We start from the raw sequence: 12,672 nt of genomic DNA on the forward strand, positions 1-12,672 counted from the left end.
TGTGTGCCGCACCGGCCGGCGGGGAGATGAGCGACCCCGCAGGCCGGTGCGGCTTCGCGTTTCGCCGGTGCGTCGCGGTGCCTGGCCCTACCTGGCACCGCGACGCACCGGCGTTCCGGAGATTCTTCCGGATCCGCCTCAGCGGAGGTAGACCGCCGGGGTCGGCGGGGCGGACATGCCGTTGCCGATGAAGAAGCTCGGGTGCGGCGGCTGGTTGTAGGCGGTGTTCTGCCAGGCGATCGCCACCCGGTACATCGGGTCGTGCATCAGGGTGTGGATCCGGACGTCCGTCGGGTTCGGCGTGCTGTAGATCCGCAACGCCCGGTTGTCGCTGGTCCGCCAGACCACCTCCTCGCGCCAGTCACCGAGGAGGTCGGCCGAGAGCGCCGGGGTGGCCTTGGTGCCGTTGTTCGACGCCACCCCGCTGCCGGTGAGCAGTCGGGTGTCACCACTCGTGCCGTACTTGTCGATCCGGGTCTGGTCGAGCAGCTCGCGGACCGGATCGCCGTCCCACCAGATCAGGAAGTTCGCCGACGACGGCTTGCGGCCGACGTTCGTGCCGGAGGGGCTGCGTAGTCCGTCGGCCGCCGACGACCATGCCTCGGCGCCCGGGCTGCCGGCGTGGACGTCGCCGGCCACGCCCCGGCCGTTGTCCCCGGCCGGGCCGGTGGACCAGTAGATCTGTCCGGTACGGGCGTTGGCGAACCAGGACGACGGCTTCGAGGAGTCCTCGCTGACCTTGAAGTACTCCAGCCCGGCCCGGGCCGGGTCGAGGTCGCCGAGGTGCGCCGCGTCGCCGTGCCCGTGTCCGGTGTTCCACAGCGGCGCGCCGTTGTCGTCGACGGTCATCGCGCCATACACGATCTCGTCGCGGCCGTCGGCATCCACGTCGCCGACGGTCAGCGCGTGGTTGCCCTGGCCGGCGTACTGGGAGCCGGCCGAGTTGGAGTCGAACGTCCAGCGCCGGGTCAGGCTGCCGTTGCGGAAGTCCCAGGCGACGATGACGGACCGGGTGTAGTAGCCCCGGGCCATGATCAGCGAGGGACGCTGGCCGTCCAGGTACGCCGTACCGGCGAGGAACCGGTCGACCCGGTTGCCGTAGTTGTCACCCCAGGAGGAGACGGTGCCCCGGGCCGGCAGGTAGTCGACGGTGGAGAGGGCGGCGCCGGTCCGGCCGTCGAACATGGTCAGGAACTCGGGCCCGGCCAGCACGTACCCGGACGAGTTGCGGTGGTCCGCCGAGGCGTTGCCGATCACCTGACCGGTGCCGGAGCGGCTGCCGTCGGCGGTCTTCATCGCCACCTCGGCGTCCCCGTCGCCGTCGTAGTCGTAGACCTGGAACTGGGTGTAGTGCGCGCCGGCCCGGATGTTGCGGCCCAGGTCGATCCGCCACAACCGGGTGCCGGTCAGGGTGTACGCGTCGACGTAGACGTTGCCGGTGTAGCCGGACTGCGAGTTGTCCTTGGCGTTGGACGGGTCCCACTTGAGCACGATCTCGTACCGGCCGTCACCGTCCAGGTCACCGACCGAAGCGTCGTTCGCCGAGTAGGTGTACGCCTCGCCGGAGGGGGTGGTGCCGCCGGCCGGGATCTGCAGCGGTACGTCGAGATAGCCCGAACCGAACTGCAGCGCGGGTGCCGAGGCGGCCTGTTCCGTCCCGTTCACCACCGCCCGGACGGTGTACGCGGCACCGGCCGCCGCGCCGGAGTCGAGATAGTTGGTGGCCCCGGTGATCGGGCTCGGGTTGACCCGGGTCGAGCCCCGGTAGAGGTTGAACGCCACTCCCGAGGTTTCGGTGCCGAGCAGTCGCCAGGAGACCAGGTTTCCGTTGCCGGAGCGGACGCTGACCAGTCCCCGGTCCAGCTCCTCGACCTGTTTCGCGCCGGCCGGCGGGTTCGGTGGCGGCGTGGTGACCGGTGGGGTGGTCGGCGGCGGGGTGGTCGCGGGCGGGGTGGTGGCCGGGGGCGGTACGGTCGACCCGCCGGTGGTCGGGGCGATCGTGCCGGTGCAGGTGGTGCCGTTCATCGCGAAACCGCTCGGCACCGGGTTGCTGCCGGTCCACGAGCCGTTGAAGCCGAATCCGACGCTGGTGTTGGTGCCGAGCGTGCCGTTGTAGCCGACGTTGGCGGCGGTGACCTGGGTGCCGGACTGGGTGACGGTGGCGTTCCAGGCCTGGGTGACCTGCTGCCCGGCCGGGTACGACCAGGTCACCGTCCAGCTGGTGACCGGGTCGCCGAGGTTGGTGAGGTTGACGCTGGCGCCGAAGCCGCCCTGCCACTGGTTCGTGACCTGGTAGTCGACCCGGCAGCCGGCGGCAGCGGCCGAGGCGACCACCGCGCCGAGGGCGACACTGGCGGCGAGGGTGCCGACAGTGCCGGCGGCGAGCAGGGTGGTGCGTTGTCGCGACGTGCGCATGACGGTTCCTCCGTAACGAGGCGGGGATTCCTCCGTGACGAGGCGGGGCTGCGGTGACGACGCCTGGCCGGTCGGGCCGGCCGACGGGCCGCACCGGTCCTGCCCTCGACCGGATGGCGCGTACCGCAGGCGGCGACCGTGACTGGAACAGTTCAACGGTTACCGGGGACGGGGGTGGCTCCCTTGTGACGAAAATGCTAGGACAAGCGCTTTCCCAAACACAACATCGGAGCGGGTTGATTTAAAGGTTTCAGTATCCGGCGTCCGGGGTTATCCGGTGGCTGGTCAGACCGGCGCCTGACTAGGCTCGGCCGGTGGCTCCGATCATGATCCAGGTCCGTCCGCTCGAGGTCGGCGAACTCGAGGCGGCCTGGCAACTCGGCCGTCTGGCCTTCGGCTCCGCCCCGACCCCGGCACCCAGCGCGCTAACCCCACTGGTCGGGCTGACCCGGTACGGCGCGTTCGACTCCGCCGGCCGGCTGCTCGGCAAGGCCGTCGACCTGCACCACGAACAGTGGTGGGCGGGCCGGCGGGTGACCGCCGCCGACGTCGCCGGGGTGGCGGTGGCCGCCGAGGCACGCGGGCGCGGGGTCGCCCGGGCCCTGCTGCGGACCCTGCTCGCCGACGCCCGGGAACGGGGTGCGGCGATCAGTGCCCTCTACCCGACGGTCACCGGCCCGTACCGCAGCTGTGGCTGGGAGGTGGCCGGCGCACAGCGCGCCGTCGAACTGCCCACAATCGCGCTACCGGCACACCGGCCGGCTCCGGAGCTGACCGTACGGGCCGGCGGGGCCGCCGACCTGCCGGCGGTTGCCGACCTCTACGAGCGGGTCGCCCGGCACCGCGGCGGCCTGCTCACCCGCAAGGACGTCTACGCCCCGGAGCCGTCGACCGGGCTGCCGAACGGGATCGACGGACTCACCCTGGTCGAACAGGACGGCCAACTGGTTGGGTACGCGGCCTGGGCGCGGGGCCGGGGCTACGACCGGCACGCCGTGTTCACCGTGGAGGACGTCTTCGCCACCACCGCGGCGGCGGCCCGGGAACTGGTCGGTTTCCTGGCCGGCTGGCGCAGCGTCACCCCGACCGTGCGGCTCTGGCCGCTGGCGCACGACGCGGTCGCCGCCCAGTTGCCACTGGAGCACGTCCGGGTGCGCGAGGAGCGGATCTGGATGCACCGGCCGGTCGACGTGACCCGGGCGGTCGCCGACCGGGGCTGGCGGACCGGCGTACGCGGCCGGGTCGACTTCGCGCTGACCGACGCCGACGCGCCGTGGAACTCCGGCTTCTGGCGGCTGGAGGTCGACGGTGGCGAGGCACACCTGCACCGGATCCCGGACGAGCCGGCCCTCTCCCTCGACGTACGCGGGTTCGCCCTGCTCTACACGGGTGCGGCCGACGCGTACGCGGTCGCCGAGGCCGGTCTGCTCCGTGCCGGCGGCGGTGCCGACCCGGGCCCGCTCGACCTGCTCGGCTCCGGACCGCGCGCCGAGGCGATCGACTACTTCTGACGCGGCAGGGCCCTGCCTGTGGTTGCCGTACGCGGCACCTGCGGTGACTACCTGTCGTCGGGCCCCAGCCGCCAGACCGCCACGCCTTCGATGTCCTCCAGTGGGACGAATCCCCAGCGGCGCGAGTCGAGGCTCTCCGGATGCTCACCGAGTAGTACCGTCATGCCGGCGGGCACGTGTCGGAAGCGACCGCCGACGGCGTGGACCACCGGTTCCGGGACGGTGTCGCCCGGCAGCGCCGCCAGCCGCTTGACGAGCCATGCCGACGCGGCGGATCCGGTCGGGACGGTCCGGCGCCCGCCCTCCTGATGGTGTGCGATCACGATGTTCCCCACCCGGAGTCGACGTGTTCGACGGACCAGGAGCCGGTCGCCGGGGGCCAGGCCGGGACGCATACTGTCACCCACCACCTTAATGATCATGAATTGTCGGCGTGCCGCGACCACCCCACCCACCACAATCGCCGCGACCACGGCGGCTCCGATCACCACGGCAAGCAGAAACACAGCCCTGTCGGCCATACCCGTCCTTCAATGACCTTTGCGTGACTGACCCATGAGATCGACCCGTTGACTGCCTTGGATGTTAACGCTAACGTCCAGGATGCCCAGACAGTCGACACGGGCACCGACTGACATGTGGGACATGGGGGAAAGTCGTGAGCGCTGTGGTAGTCGCGGCAATACTGACCACCTCCGGCGCACTGGCGATATCTGTTGTCGGCAAGGTGCGCACACGATCGGCTTTCGCCGCGTTCGCTGACGCGATCACCGGTCTACGGGTGTTACCCCCACCCTGGTCCCGGCCCGCGGCCGCCGCCTCGATCGCGGCCGAGATGTTGGTGCTGGCGTTGCTCTTCTGGCCGGGCGGGGCGAGCGTGGGCCTGGCTGCCGCCGTGTTGCTGTTCGGCGCGTTCGCCCTCGTGCTGGCGCTGGCCATCCGGCGGGGAGCCACCGTCGGCTGCCACTGTTTCGGGCCGACGGGCGCGCCCGTCTCCCGGCGACACGTCATCCGCAGCGGGTTCCTCTCGGCTGTCTCGTTCGGCGCTCTCGTCGGCACCATCGCCCAACCGGCGACATCGCTCAGCAGGCTCGATCCACCGCAGCTTGTGTTGGCGTGCGTCGCGGCGGGACTCGTGGTTGCCGCGCTGGTCTGGCTCGACGATCTGGTATGGCTCCTGCGGGGGCCGACCCACGCGCGCTGACCGCGGAACTCCCGACTGCCCGCCGTTGTGCGCCCCGGCACTGAGCCAAGGAGAACCGGTGCTACTTCTCTCCGTCGTTGTTGCCGCACTGGCGGCACTCGTCCTCGTCGACCTCGTGCTGAGCGCCGCGATCATCAGGCGTCTGCGCGAGACGGAGGCGAAACTCCTCGAGATGACGACGCCACCCGCGTCGGGGCTGCCGATCGGCGCCGCCCTGCCGGAGTTCGCGTCGCCCGACGGTCAGGTCTCCCGCGCCGATGTCGCGGGCAACCCGGTTCTGGTCGGGTTCTTCTCGTCCAGCTGTCGGCACTGCCCGGCCCAGGCGGAACAGTTGGCCGACCGCGCAGAGGAGCTCGCCACCACGGGCGTCCGGGTGGTCAGCGTCCTCACCACGGGCGAGGGCCAGACCGACGAACTCGCTCCGACCCTGGGAAAGGCCGGCCTCGTCGTCACCGAGGACAGCCCGAGCACGCTCATGGCGACCTTCCAGGTGCAGGGCACCCCGTCGTTCGTGATGTTCGGGGCCGACGGACGGCTGTCGGCACGCGGCCACGACCTGGGCGAGGTATTGAACAGCCAATGAGGCGATCGGCATGGTTGCTGGGCCGCGCGTTCGGGATCTATTTCGGCGCCGCGCCCCTGGCCGCCGCCATCAGCATGGTCGTCATGGTGGTGGGCGGTCTGGCGGCGGTGGCCACCGCCTGGTCCACCCGTGCGCTCATCGACGGACTGTCCGCCGACGACAGTGCCAAGCTCTGGTTCGGCGTCGCCGGTTTCGGCCTGCTGGCGATCGTGTCGCCGGTCATCCTGCACGTCTCCCAGTACGCCCAGCGGGATGCGGAACGCCGGGTGACGATTCGCACGCAGCAGGAGTTGTTCGCCGCGGTGTCGGCGCATCCGGGTCTGAAGGAGTTGGAGGACAGCTCGTTCCATGACCGGCTGCGGCTCGCCCACGAGGCGAGTCGCTTCGCACCGACCCAACTCAACAGTCTGGTCCTGGCCGTCGGCCAGGAGACGATCACCGTGGTCGCCTTCGGTGTCACGCTGGTGCGCTGGTCTCCTCTGGTGGGCGCACTGGTGCTGCTGGCCGCCGTACCCACACTTCTCGCCCAGATCCGGCTGGCGCGGATGCGGGGGGCGATGCTGGAACGCACCGTGCCGATGATCCGCAGGCAGGCCTTCTACGCCGCACTGCTGCTCGACATGCGGGCGGCGAAGGAGATCCGGCTGTTCGGACTCGGCGCGTTCTTCCAGGGCCGGCTCCTCGACGAACTGCGGGCGGCCCAGGCGCAGGAGCGTCACCAGGACCGTCTGGCACTGTGGGTGGACAGCGTGCTGGCGGCGCTGACCGGCCTCGTGTCGCTGGTGGCGCTGACGGTCTTCGTTGTGCGCGTCGCAGACGGGCGCGGCACCGTCGGCGACCTGGTGCTCGTGATCGCGGCACTGGCCGCGCTCCAGATGTCCGCCTCGGGTCTGGTCCGCCAGATAGCGATGCTCGGCGAGACGTTCATCATGTTCGGCCACTACGTCGACATCACGGCGGTGACCCGTGAGGTGCGCAAGACCGGGCCACTACCTCCCGCGCCGCCGCTCGCGCAGGGCCTGGAGTTCGACGACGTGTGGTTCCGCTACGCGCCCGACCACGACTGGGTGTTGCGCGGTCTGACCTTACGAATTCCCCGCGGTTCCTCGCTCGCGATGGTCGGCGACAACGGCGCCGGCAAGTCCACGGTGGTGAAGCTGCTCTGCGGCTTCCACACCCCGAGCCGGGGCGTCATCCGATGGGACGGCGTCGACATCACCACCCTCGACCCGGCATCCCTGCGTGCCCGCATCGGGGCGACGTTCCAGGACTTCATGACCTATGAGCTGTCCGCCCACGACAACATCGCGATCGGAGACATCAGCGCGCGCGACGACCGTTCACGCATCCGCGCGGCGGCGGTCACCGCCGACCTGGACTCGGTGTTGTCCGGCCTCCCCCGCGGCTATGACACGATGCTGACACGGGCCTTCAGGGACGGTGACACGGCCGATGCCGGCGTGGTGCTGTCCGGCGGCCAGTGGCAGCGTCTGGCGCTTGCCCGGGCCGTCCTGCGGGAAGGCACCGACCTGCTGATCCTCGACGAGCCGTCCTCGGGGCTCGACGTGGCGACCGAGTACGAGATCAGCCGGCGGCTGGTGTCGCTGCGCCGTACCCGCACCAGCCTGCTCATCTCCCACCGCCTCAATACCGTCCGCGGGGCCACCAGCATTGCGGTGCTGTCCGGCGGTCGCATTCTCGAGCAGGGCAGCCACGACGAGCTGATCGCATCGGGGGGCCGCTATGCCGAGTTGTTTCGCCTCCAGGCATCCGGTTATGACGATGCTCGTGCACCAGAGGTAGCGCTGTGAACGCTAACACGCTCTTACAGGTGTCGTTGCTGGGCCCGCTTGAGGTGAATGTCCGGGGGCGGCCGATGCCGATCGGCAGCTCCGGAAGACGAGCACTGCTGGTGGCGCTCGCACTGAATCTGGGCACCGTGGTCAGCGTCCACCATCTCGTCGCCGTCATCTGGGACGGTAGCCCGCCGAGGACGGCAACCACCAAGCTGCAGGGGCATGTCTCGGCCCTGCGGCAGAGCCTGGTGCGGCTCGGTGGCCCGGACGCCGTGAACGTGCTGCAGACCCGTCCACCGGGTTACCTGCTGTGCCCACACCTCGCGTCGACCGATCTCGCACGCTTCGACGAGTTGACCCGCCGGGGCGCCAACACGCGCCTCCCGGACGAGGCCGAACAGCGGGCTGCCGTACTCGACACGGCGCTGCGGCTGTGGCGGGGAACCGCCTGCGTCGACGTCACGTCCGCCGGACTGACGGTCGAAGCCTCCGCGCTCGACGAGCGGCGGTGGCGGGCGATGGAGGACCTCGCCGAGGCGCGGCTCGTACTCGGGGACCACAACGCCGTCATCGACGCGATGGAGCCCCTGGTACGCCAGTGCCCCTACCGCGAGCGAGCCTGGGAACATCTCATCGAAGCACACATGGGGCGGGGCGACATCGCGTCGGCCCTGGCGGCCCATGACGAGCTGTGCGACCTTCTCGCCGCAGGTCTCGGCATCGTACCCGGCCAACGGATCCGCCGGCTGGTCAGCACGATTCGCGCGAGCGTCCGGCGTTAGCGCGGCGTTAGTGACACGTAAGCGAGCGATGACATCGTTGACGCACCGCCACATCGTCGGACGACGACACGAAGGAGAACGCGCAGATGGTCATCATCAACAGACTGGGCGACAAACTGCTGGCCGCTCTGCTGCCCAAGGCCAAGGCCTCCGCGTGCAACGTCTGCACCCGCGCCTATGTCGGGTGCGGTGGCCCGTTCTGCTACTACTACTACAACAAGGTGGTGGCGGGCCAGGTCCGCTGCTACGCCAACACGGCCGACTACTGCGACGCGCCGAACGTGAGCTACCGCGTCGGTTGCTGCTGATCGCCGGTCCAGCGCCGCCGGCCGGGCCCCCATCCGGCCGGCGGCAGCATGTCGGGCCCGAACCGGTGCTGGTCGCGGACGGACGGTGAGCTAGTTGCTGGGCATGGTCGTTTCGCAGTGGCGGGTACGGGCGCGTCGCTCGTTGGCGTTGTTGTCGATGATCGCCGTGGCGGTGGCGGGATTCACCCTGCTCACCGGAACCGCGGTGACCTCCCGTCTGGACGCCGTCGGCACGATCGCCGCCAACTACCGCCCCGTGTACGACCTCCTGGTGCGCCCCGGCGAGGCGGTACTGCCGCTGGAGCGGCAACGCAATCTGGTGCAGTCGGGTCAGTTGGCGGGAATGCGCGGCGGAATCTCCGTCGCGCAGTGGCGGGAAATCCAGGCGGTACGCGGTGTTTCCGTCGCGGCGCCGGTCGCCGTCATCGGATACGTGATGCGGACCGTACCCGTGACGATCGACCTCTCGGACGAACTGGACCCGACCGCGGAGCGTCAGGTGCTGCGGGTGCAGCCGACCTGGGTGACGGACGCGGGGTTGAGTCGGATCCCGGACGGGCCGGCGTATCTCTACGTCACCCGCAACCGGGTGGACGTGGTGCCGAACAGCGAACTCGACAGTGGCGGGGGGCTGCCGCCGCCGGAGGAGATCGACGCCGACGGAAAGCGGGTGGAGATCTGCCCCGTGGTCCCGTTCATCGGCGAGCGGGACGGGCTCCAACCGACGGATCCCCGGGCCCGGTCGTCGTTGACGTGCGTCGGCGGACCGGGTTCGACGGACCGGGAGGGCAAGCCGACGCGCCCGGCCGTCACCCTCGTGTGGACGGTGCCGTTCCTGATGGCCGCGGTCGACCCCGACTCGGAGGCCGCGCTGGCGGGGCTCGACCGGGCCGTCACCTCGGGGCGGTACTTCACCCCGGCGGAGGTGCCGACCACCCACCGCCTGGACGGGATGCCGTACCCGTACTCGGTGCTGCCGGTCCTGATCGCCGACCGACCGCAGGTCGACGGGACGCTCCAGGTCGACGTCGAGCGGCTGGACCCCGGCGCGGTCGAGTTGGTCCGGACCTCCGCCGACGACCAGCGGCTACGCGCCGCCCTGGGCACCGAGCCCGGCACCCCCGTGGCGCGGTGGTCGACACCGGTCGACGACCCGTACCAGGACATGGTCGACCGGATGCTGCACCCCGGCGAGCTGGGCATCGAATACGACACGGCCACGACGAACACCATGTGGCTCCACTCCTTCTGGACCGTCGGAGCGACGGACACTGTGCCGGAGGCGGACGGGTTGCGGGCCCGGCCCGCACCGTACGACCTGAGGATCTGGGGCCAGGGAGCCGACGACGGGGGATCGTCCCGGCACGTCCCGATGGAGTTCGCCGACACCAGCGTGCGGGGCGGCGTCGCCGTGCATCGCAACACCGCCCGCGGGTACGTCGTCCAGGCTGGCGAGGTCCAGATGCCTGACGTCGCGCTGGGCGCGGTGGGCACCTTCGACCCGGCCGAGGTCTCGCTCGGCGGCGCGTTGTCGGCGGTGCCCATGGACACCTATTTCAACCCGGGCGCCGACGGTGCCGACGAGGCGTCCCGGCGGGCGTTGGGCGGCCGGCGACTCGCGCCGAACGCGAACGTCACCGGTCTGCTCAGCCAACCACCGCTGCTGCTCACCTCGATCGCGGCCCTGCCGGCCATCTTCGACCCCGGCGCCTACACCACCGAACCGGCCTACCCCGAGTACCAACTGAACACCGCCGCACCGATCAGCGTGGTGCGGGTCCGGCTGGCCGGCGAGGTCGGCATCGACGCGGTCTCCCGGGAGCGGGTACGGGTGATCGCGGAGGAGATCGCCCACCGTACCGGCCTGCAGGTCGACATCACGCTGGGCTCGTCGCCCACCCCGGTCACCGTGCACTACCCCGCCGGTGACTACGGGCGACCCGATCTCGCCGTGGCCGAGCCGTGGGTGCAGAAGGGCGTCGCGGCCGTCCTCGTCCGCGCCGCCGACCGCAAGAGCGTCCTGCTGTCGATCCTGGTGCTGGCGGTGTGCGCGCTGGCGGTGCTCAACGCCAACACGGCCGCCATTCGGGCCAGACGCACCGAGTTCGGCATCCTCGCCTGCCTGGGCTGGAGCCGGCGACACCTGGCCCGACTGATGTTCACCGAGATCGCCGGAGTCGGCCTCGCCGCCGGCGTGGTCGGCACCCTGCTCGCCCTGGCCTTCGCCTCCGCCTTCGGCCTGCGCATCGCCTGGAGCCACACCCTGCTCGCCGTTCCCGCGGCCGTGGCCATCGCCCTGGTCGCCGGCGGCTGGCCGGTCTGGCGTGCCGCCCGCCCCGACCCCGGTGAGACCGTCCGCCCGGCCGTGTCCGGCGCCGCCGTGCGCCTGCGGGCACCGCACCGGGTGGTCACCCTCGCCCTCGCCAACCTGGCCCGCACCCCCGGCCGCACGGTGCTCGGCGCGACGAGCCTGATGATCGGGGTCGCGGCACTGACCATGCTGCTGGCGATCACGATCGCCTTCCACGGGGCGGTCACCGGCACCCTGCTCGGTGACGCCGTCACCCTCCAGGCCCGCACCGTCGACTATCTCGCGGTGGCGGTCACGATCGTGCTGGGCGTCGTCTCCGTCGCCGACGTGCTCTACCTCAACATCTCCGAACGCGCCGCCGAGCTCGCCCTGCTCCGCGCCGTCGGCTGGACCGACGGCGTGCTCAACCGGCTGGTCGTCCTCGAGGCGATCGGCATGGGTGCCCTGGGCGGTACGCTCGGCGCCGCTGCCGGCCTCGGTGCGGCGGCGGCCTTCGCCGGTGGGGTCACCGCACCGATCGTCTGGTGTGCCGTGGCCGCCCTGGTCTCCGGCATCGCGGTAGCCGCCGTGTCGGTGGTGGTGCCGATCGTCATGCTCCGTCGGCTGCCCACCGCCCAGGTACTCGCCGACGGGTGACGGACAAGGAGCGCAGACCTGATGGAACGGACCTCACCCCCGGCGCCGGTCACGGCCACCGCGCCGCCCCCGTTGGTCAGCCTCGACGGCGTACGGAAGAGTTTTCCACTGCCCGACGGCGCGCCGCTGGTGGCCGTCAACGACGTCAGTCTGACCCTCACCGCCGGCACCGCGGTCGCGTTGACCGGGCCGAGCGGCTCCGGCAAGTCCACACTCCTGCACCTCGTCGGGGCGATCGAAAAAGCCGACAGTGGGAGCATCGACGTCGCTGGCCAACGGGTGACCGACCTGTCGGGCCGTGCGTTGGCGGCGTACCGACGGAGCGTCGGATTCGTGTTCCAACGGTTCCACCTGCTGCCCACGCTCACCGCCCTGGACAACGTCATGGCACCGCTGATCCCGTTCCACACCGAATTCGACAAGGCCGCCCGCGCACGTGAACTGCTGGCGATGGTCGGGCTCGCCGACCGGGCCTCCGCCCTGCCGTCGCGGCTGTCCGGTGGTCAACAACAGCGGGTGGCCATCGCCCGCGCCCTCGTCAACCGACCGGCGTTGCTGCTGGCTGACGAACCCACCGGCAACCTCGACAGCCACACCGGCACGGCCATCGTCGACCTGCTGCTCGGCCTGCGCGACGAGCCGGGCACCACCACCCTCGTCATCGCCACCCACGACGCCGGCATCGCCGCCCGCTGCGACCGTGCCGTCCAGATGCGGGACGGGCGTCTCACCAGTCTGGACTGATCAATGGGTGCCGTGAAAGGGCGCCAGCTCCTGCTGACCCCCTGGGTGACGGCGGCCAGGCCCGCGCCGTCAAGCGGATCTGCGCCCAGACCAGCAGCACCCGGGTGCTGATCCTCACCACCTTCGACGTCGACGAGTACGTCTACGGCGCGCTACGCGCGGGTGCGAGCGGTTTCCTTCTCAAGGACACCACCGCAGCCGACTCTCCTTGCCGCCATACGAGTGGTCGCCGCCGGCGAAGCGATCGACTACTTCTAGTGTTCTGTCTCAGTTTTGAGTAGTCGCTTGTTGGAGGGCTACTCGTCCACGTCGGACCTTGGCCAGGATCGATTCGGCGGTGGCGGTCCACACGAACGGCTTCGGGTCGTCGTTGTGCACGCGC

General features: G+C 70.7%; 10 protein-coding genes and 2 pseudogenes. 9 read left to right on the forward strand and 3 right to left on the reverse strand.

The features are described 5' to 3' along the window. Window positions 1-138: 138 nt before the first annotated feature. The gene (locus ABGB21_RS30660; RefSeq protein ID WP_347680690.1) at window positions 139-2,415 is read right to left on the reverse strand and encodes a cellulose binding domain-containing protein; all 2,277 of its coding nucleotides are present in this window, start codon (window positions 2,413-2,415) and stop codon (window positions 139-141) included. 329 nt (window positions 2,416-2,744) lie between these two features. On the opposite strand from ABGB21_RS30660, the gene ABGB21_RS30665 reads away from it, so the two are divergent. After that, the gene (locus ABGB21_RS30665; protein WP_347680698.1) at window positions 2,745-3,926 is read left to right on the forward strand and encodes a GNAT family N-acetyltransferase; all 1,182 of its coding nucleotides are present in this window, start codon (window positions 2,745-2,747) and stop codon (window positions 3,924-3,926) included. A 47-nt stretch (window positions 3,927-3,973) separates the two neighbouring features. Here the strand turns inward: ABGB21_RS30665 and ABGB21_RS30670 are convergent, their stop codons facing one another. Further along, window positions 3,974-4,447 (reverse strand): S26 family signal peptidase, encoded by a 474-nt coding sequence (locus ABGB21_RS30670; protein WP_347655881.1) that lies wholly within the window; start codon window positions 4,445-4,447, stop codon window positions 3,974-3,976. 137 nt (window positions 4,448-4,584) lie between these two features. Here ABGB21_RS30670 and ABGB21_RS30675 point away from each other — a divergent pair, with 137 nt between their 5' ends. The 8 genes and pseudogenes from ABGB21_RS30675 to ABGB21_RS30710 form a co-directional block, all read left to right on the forward strand. Further along, window positions 4,585-5,130 carry a MauE/DoxX family redox-associated membrane protein gene (locus ABGB21_RS30675; protein WP_347655879.1) on the forward strand — a complete coding sequence of 182 codons (546 nt, stop codon included), beginning with the start codon at window positions 4,585-4,587 and terminating at the stop codon, window positions 5,128-5,130. Window positions 5,131-5,188: 58 nt separating this feature from the next. Continuing rightward, complete coding sequence (locus ABGB21_RS30680) at window positions 5,189-5,713, forward strand: TlpA disulfide reductase family protein (protein ID WP_347655878.1); 525 nt, start codon at window positions 5,189-5,191, stop codon at window positions 5,711-5,713. Next, on the forward strand, window positions 5,710-7,524 hold the full coding sequence (locus tag ABGB21_RS30685; protein WP_347655876.1) for an ABC transporter ATP-binding protein: 1,815 nt from the start codon (window positions 5,710-5,712) through the stop codon (window positions 7,522-7,524). Before ABGB21_RS30680 ends, ABGB21_RS30685 begins: the two co-directional genes overlap by 4 nt. A gap of 20 nt (window positions 7,525-7,544) precedes the next feature. Then, on the forward strand, window positions 7,545-8,291 hold the full coding sequence (locus ABGB21_RS30690; protein ID WP_347680692.1) for an AfsR/SARP family transcriptional regulator: 747 nt from the start codon (window positions 7,545-7,547) through the stop codon (window positions 8,289-8,291). A gap of 86 nt (window positions 8,292-8,377) precedes the next feature. After that, window positions 8,378-8,599, forward strand: a complete 222-nt coding sequence (locus ABGB21_RS30695; RefSeq protein WP_347655874.1) for a hypothetical protein — start codon at window positions 8,378-8,380, stop codon at window positions 8,597-8,599. A gap of 103 nt (window positions 8,600-8,702) precedes the next feature. Beyond that, on the forward strand, window positions 8,703-11,546 hold the full coding sequence (locus tag ABGB21_RS30700) for an ABC transporter permease (protein WP_347680694.1): 2,844 nt from the start codon (window positions 8,703-8,705) through the stop codon (window positions 11,544-11,546). 21 nt (window positions 11,547-11,567) lie between these two features. Continuing rightward, the gene (locus tag ABGB21_RS30705; RefSeq protein WP_347680696.1) at window positions 11,568-12,290 is read left to right on the forward strand and encodes an ABC transporter ATP-binding protein; all 723 of its coding nucleotides are present in this window, start codon (window positions 11,568-11,570) and stop codon (window positions 12,288-12,290) included. Between the two features lie 65 nt (window positions 12,291-12,355). Further along, window positions 12,356-12,536: pseudogene (locus ABGB21_RS30710) on the forward strand (response regulator); the annotation flags it as partial. A 21-nt stretch (window positions 12,537-12,557) separates the two neighbouring features. Here ABGB21_RS30710 and ABGB21_RS30715 read toward each other — a convergent pair. Next, window positions 12,558-12,672: pseudogene (locus ABGB21_RS30715) on the reverse strand (IS630 family transposase); the annotation flags it as partial.

This window comes from Plantactinospora sp. B24E8 (assembly GCF_039871735.1).
GTDB lineage: Bacteria > Actinomycetota > Actinomycetes > Mycobacteriales > Micromonosporaceae > Plantactinospora.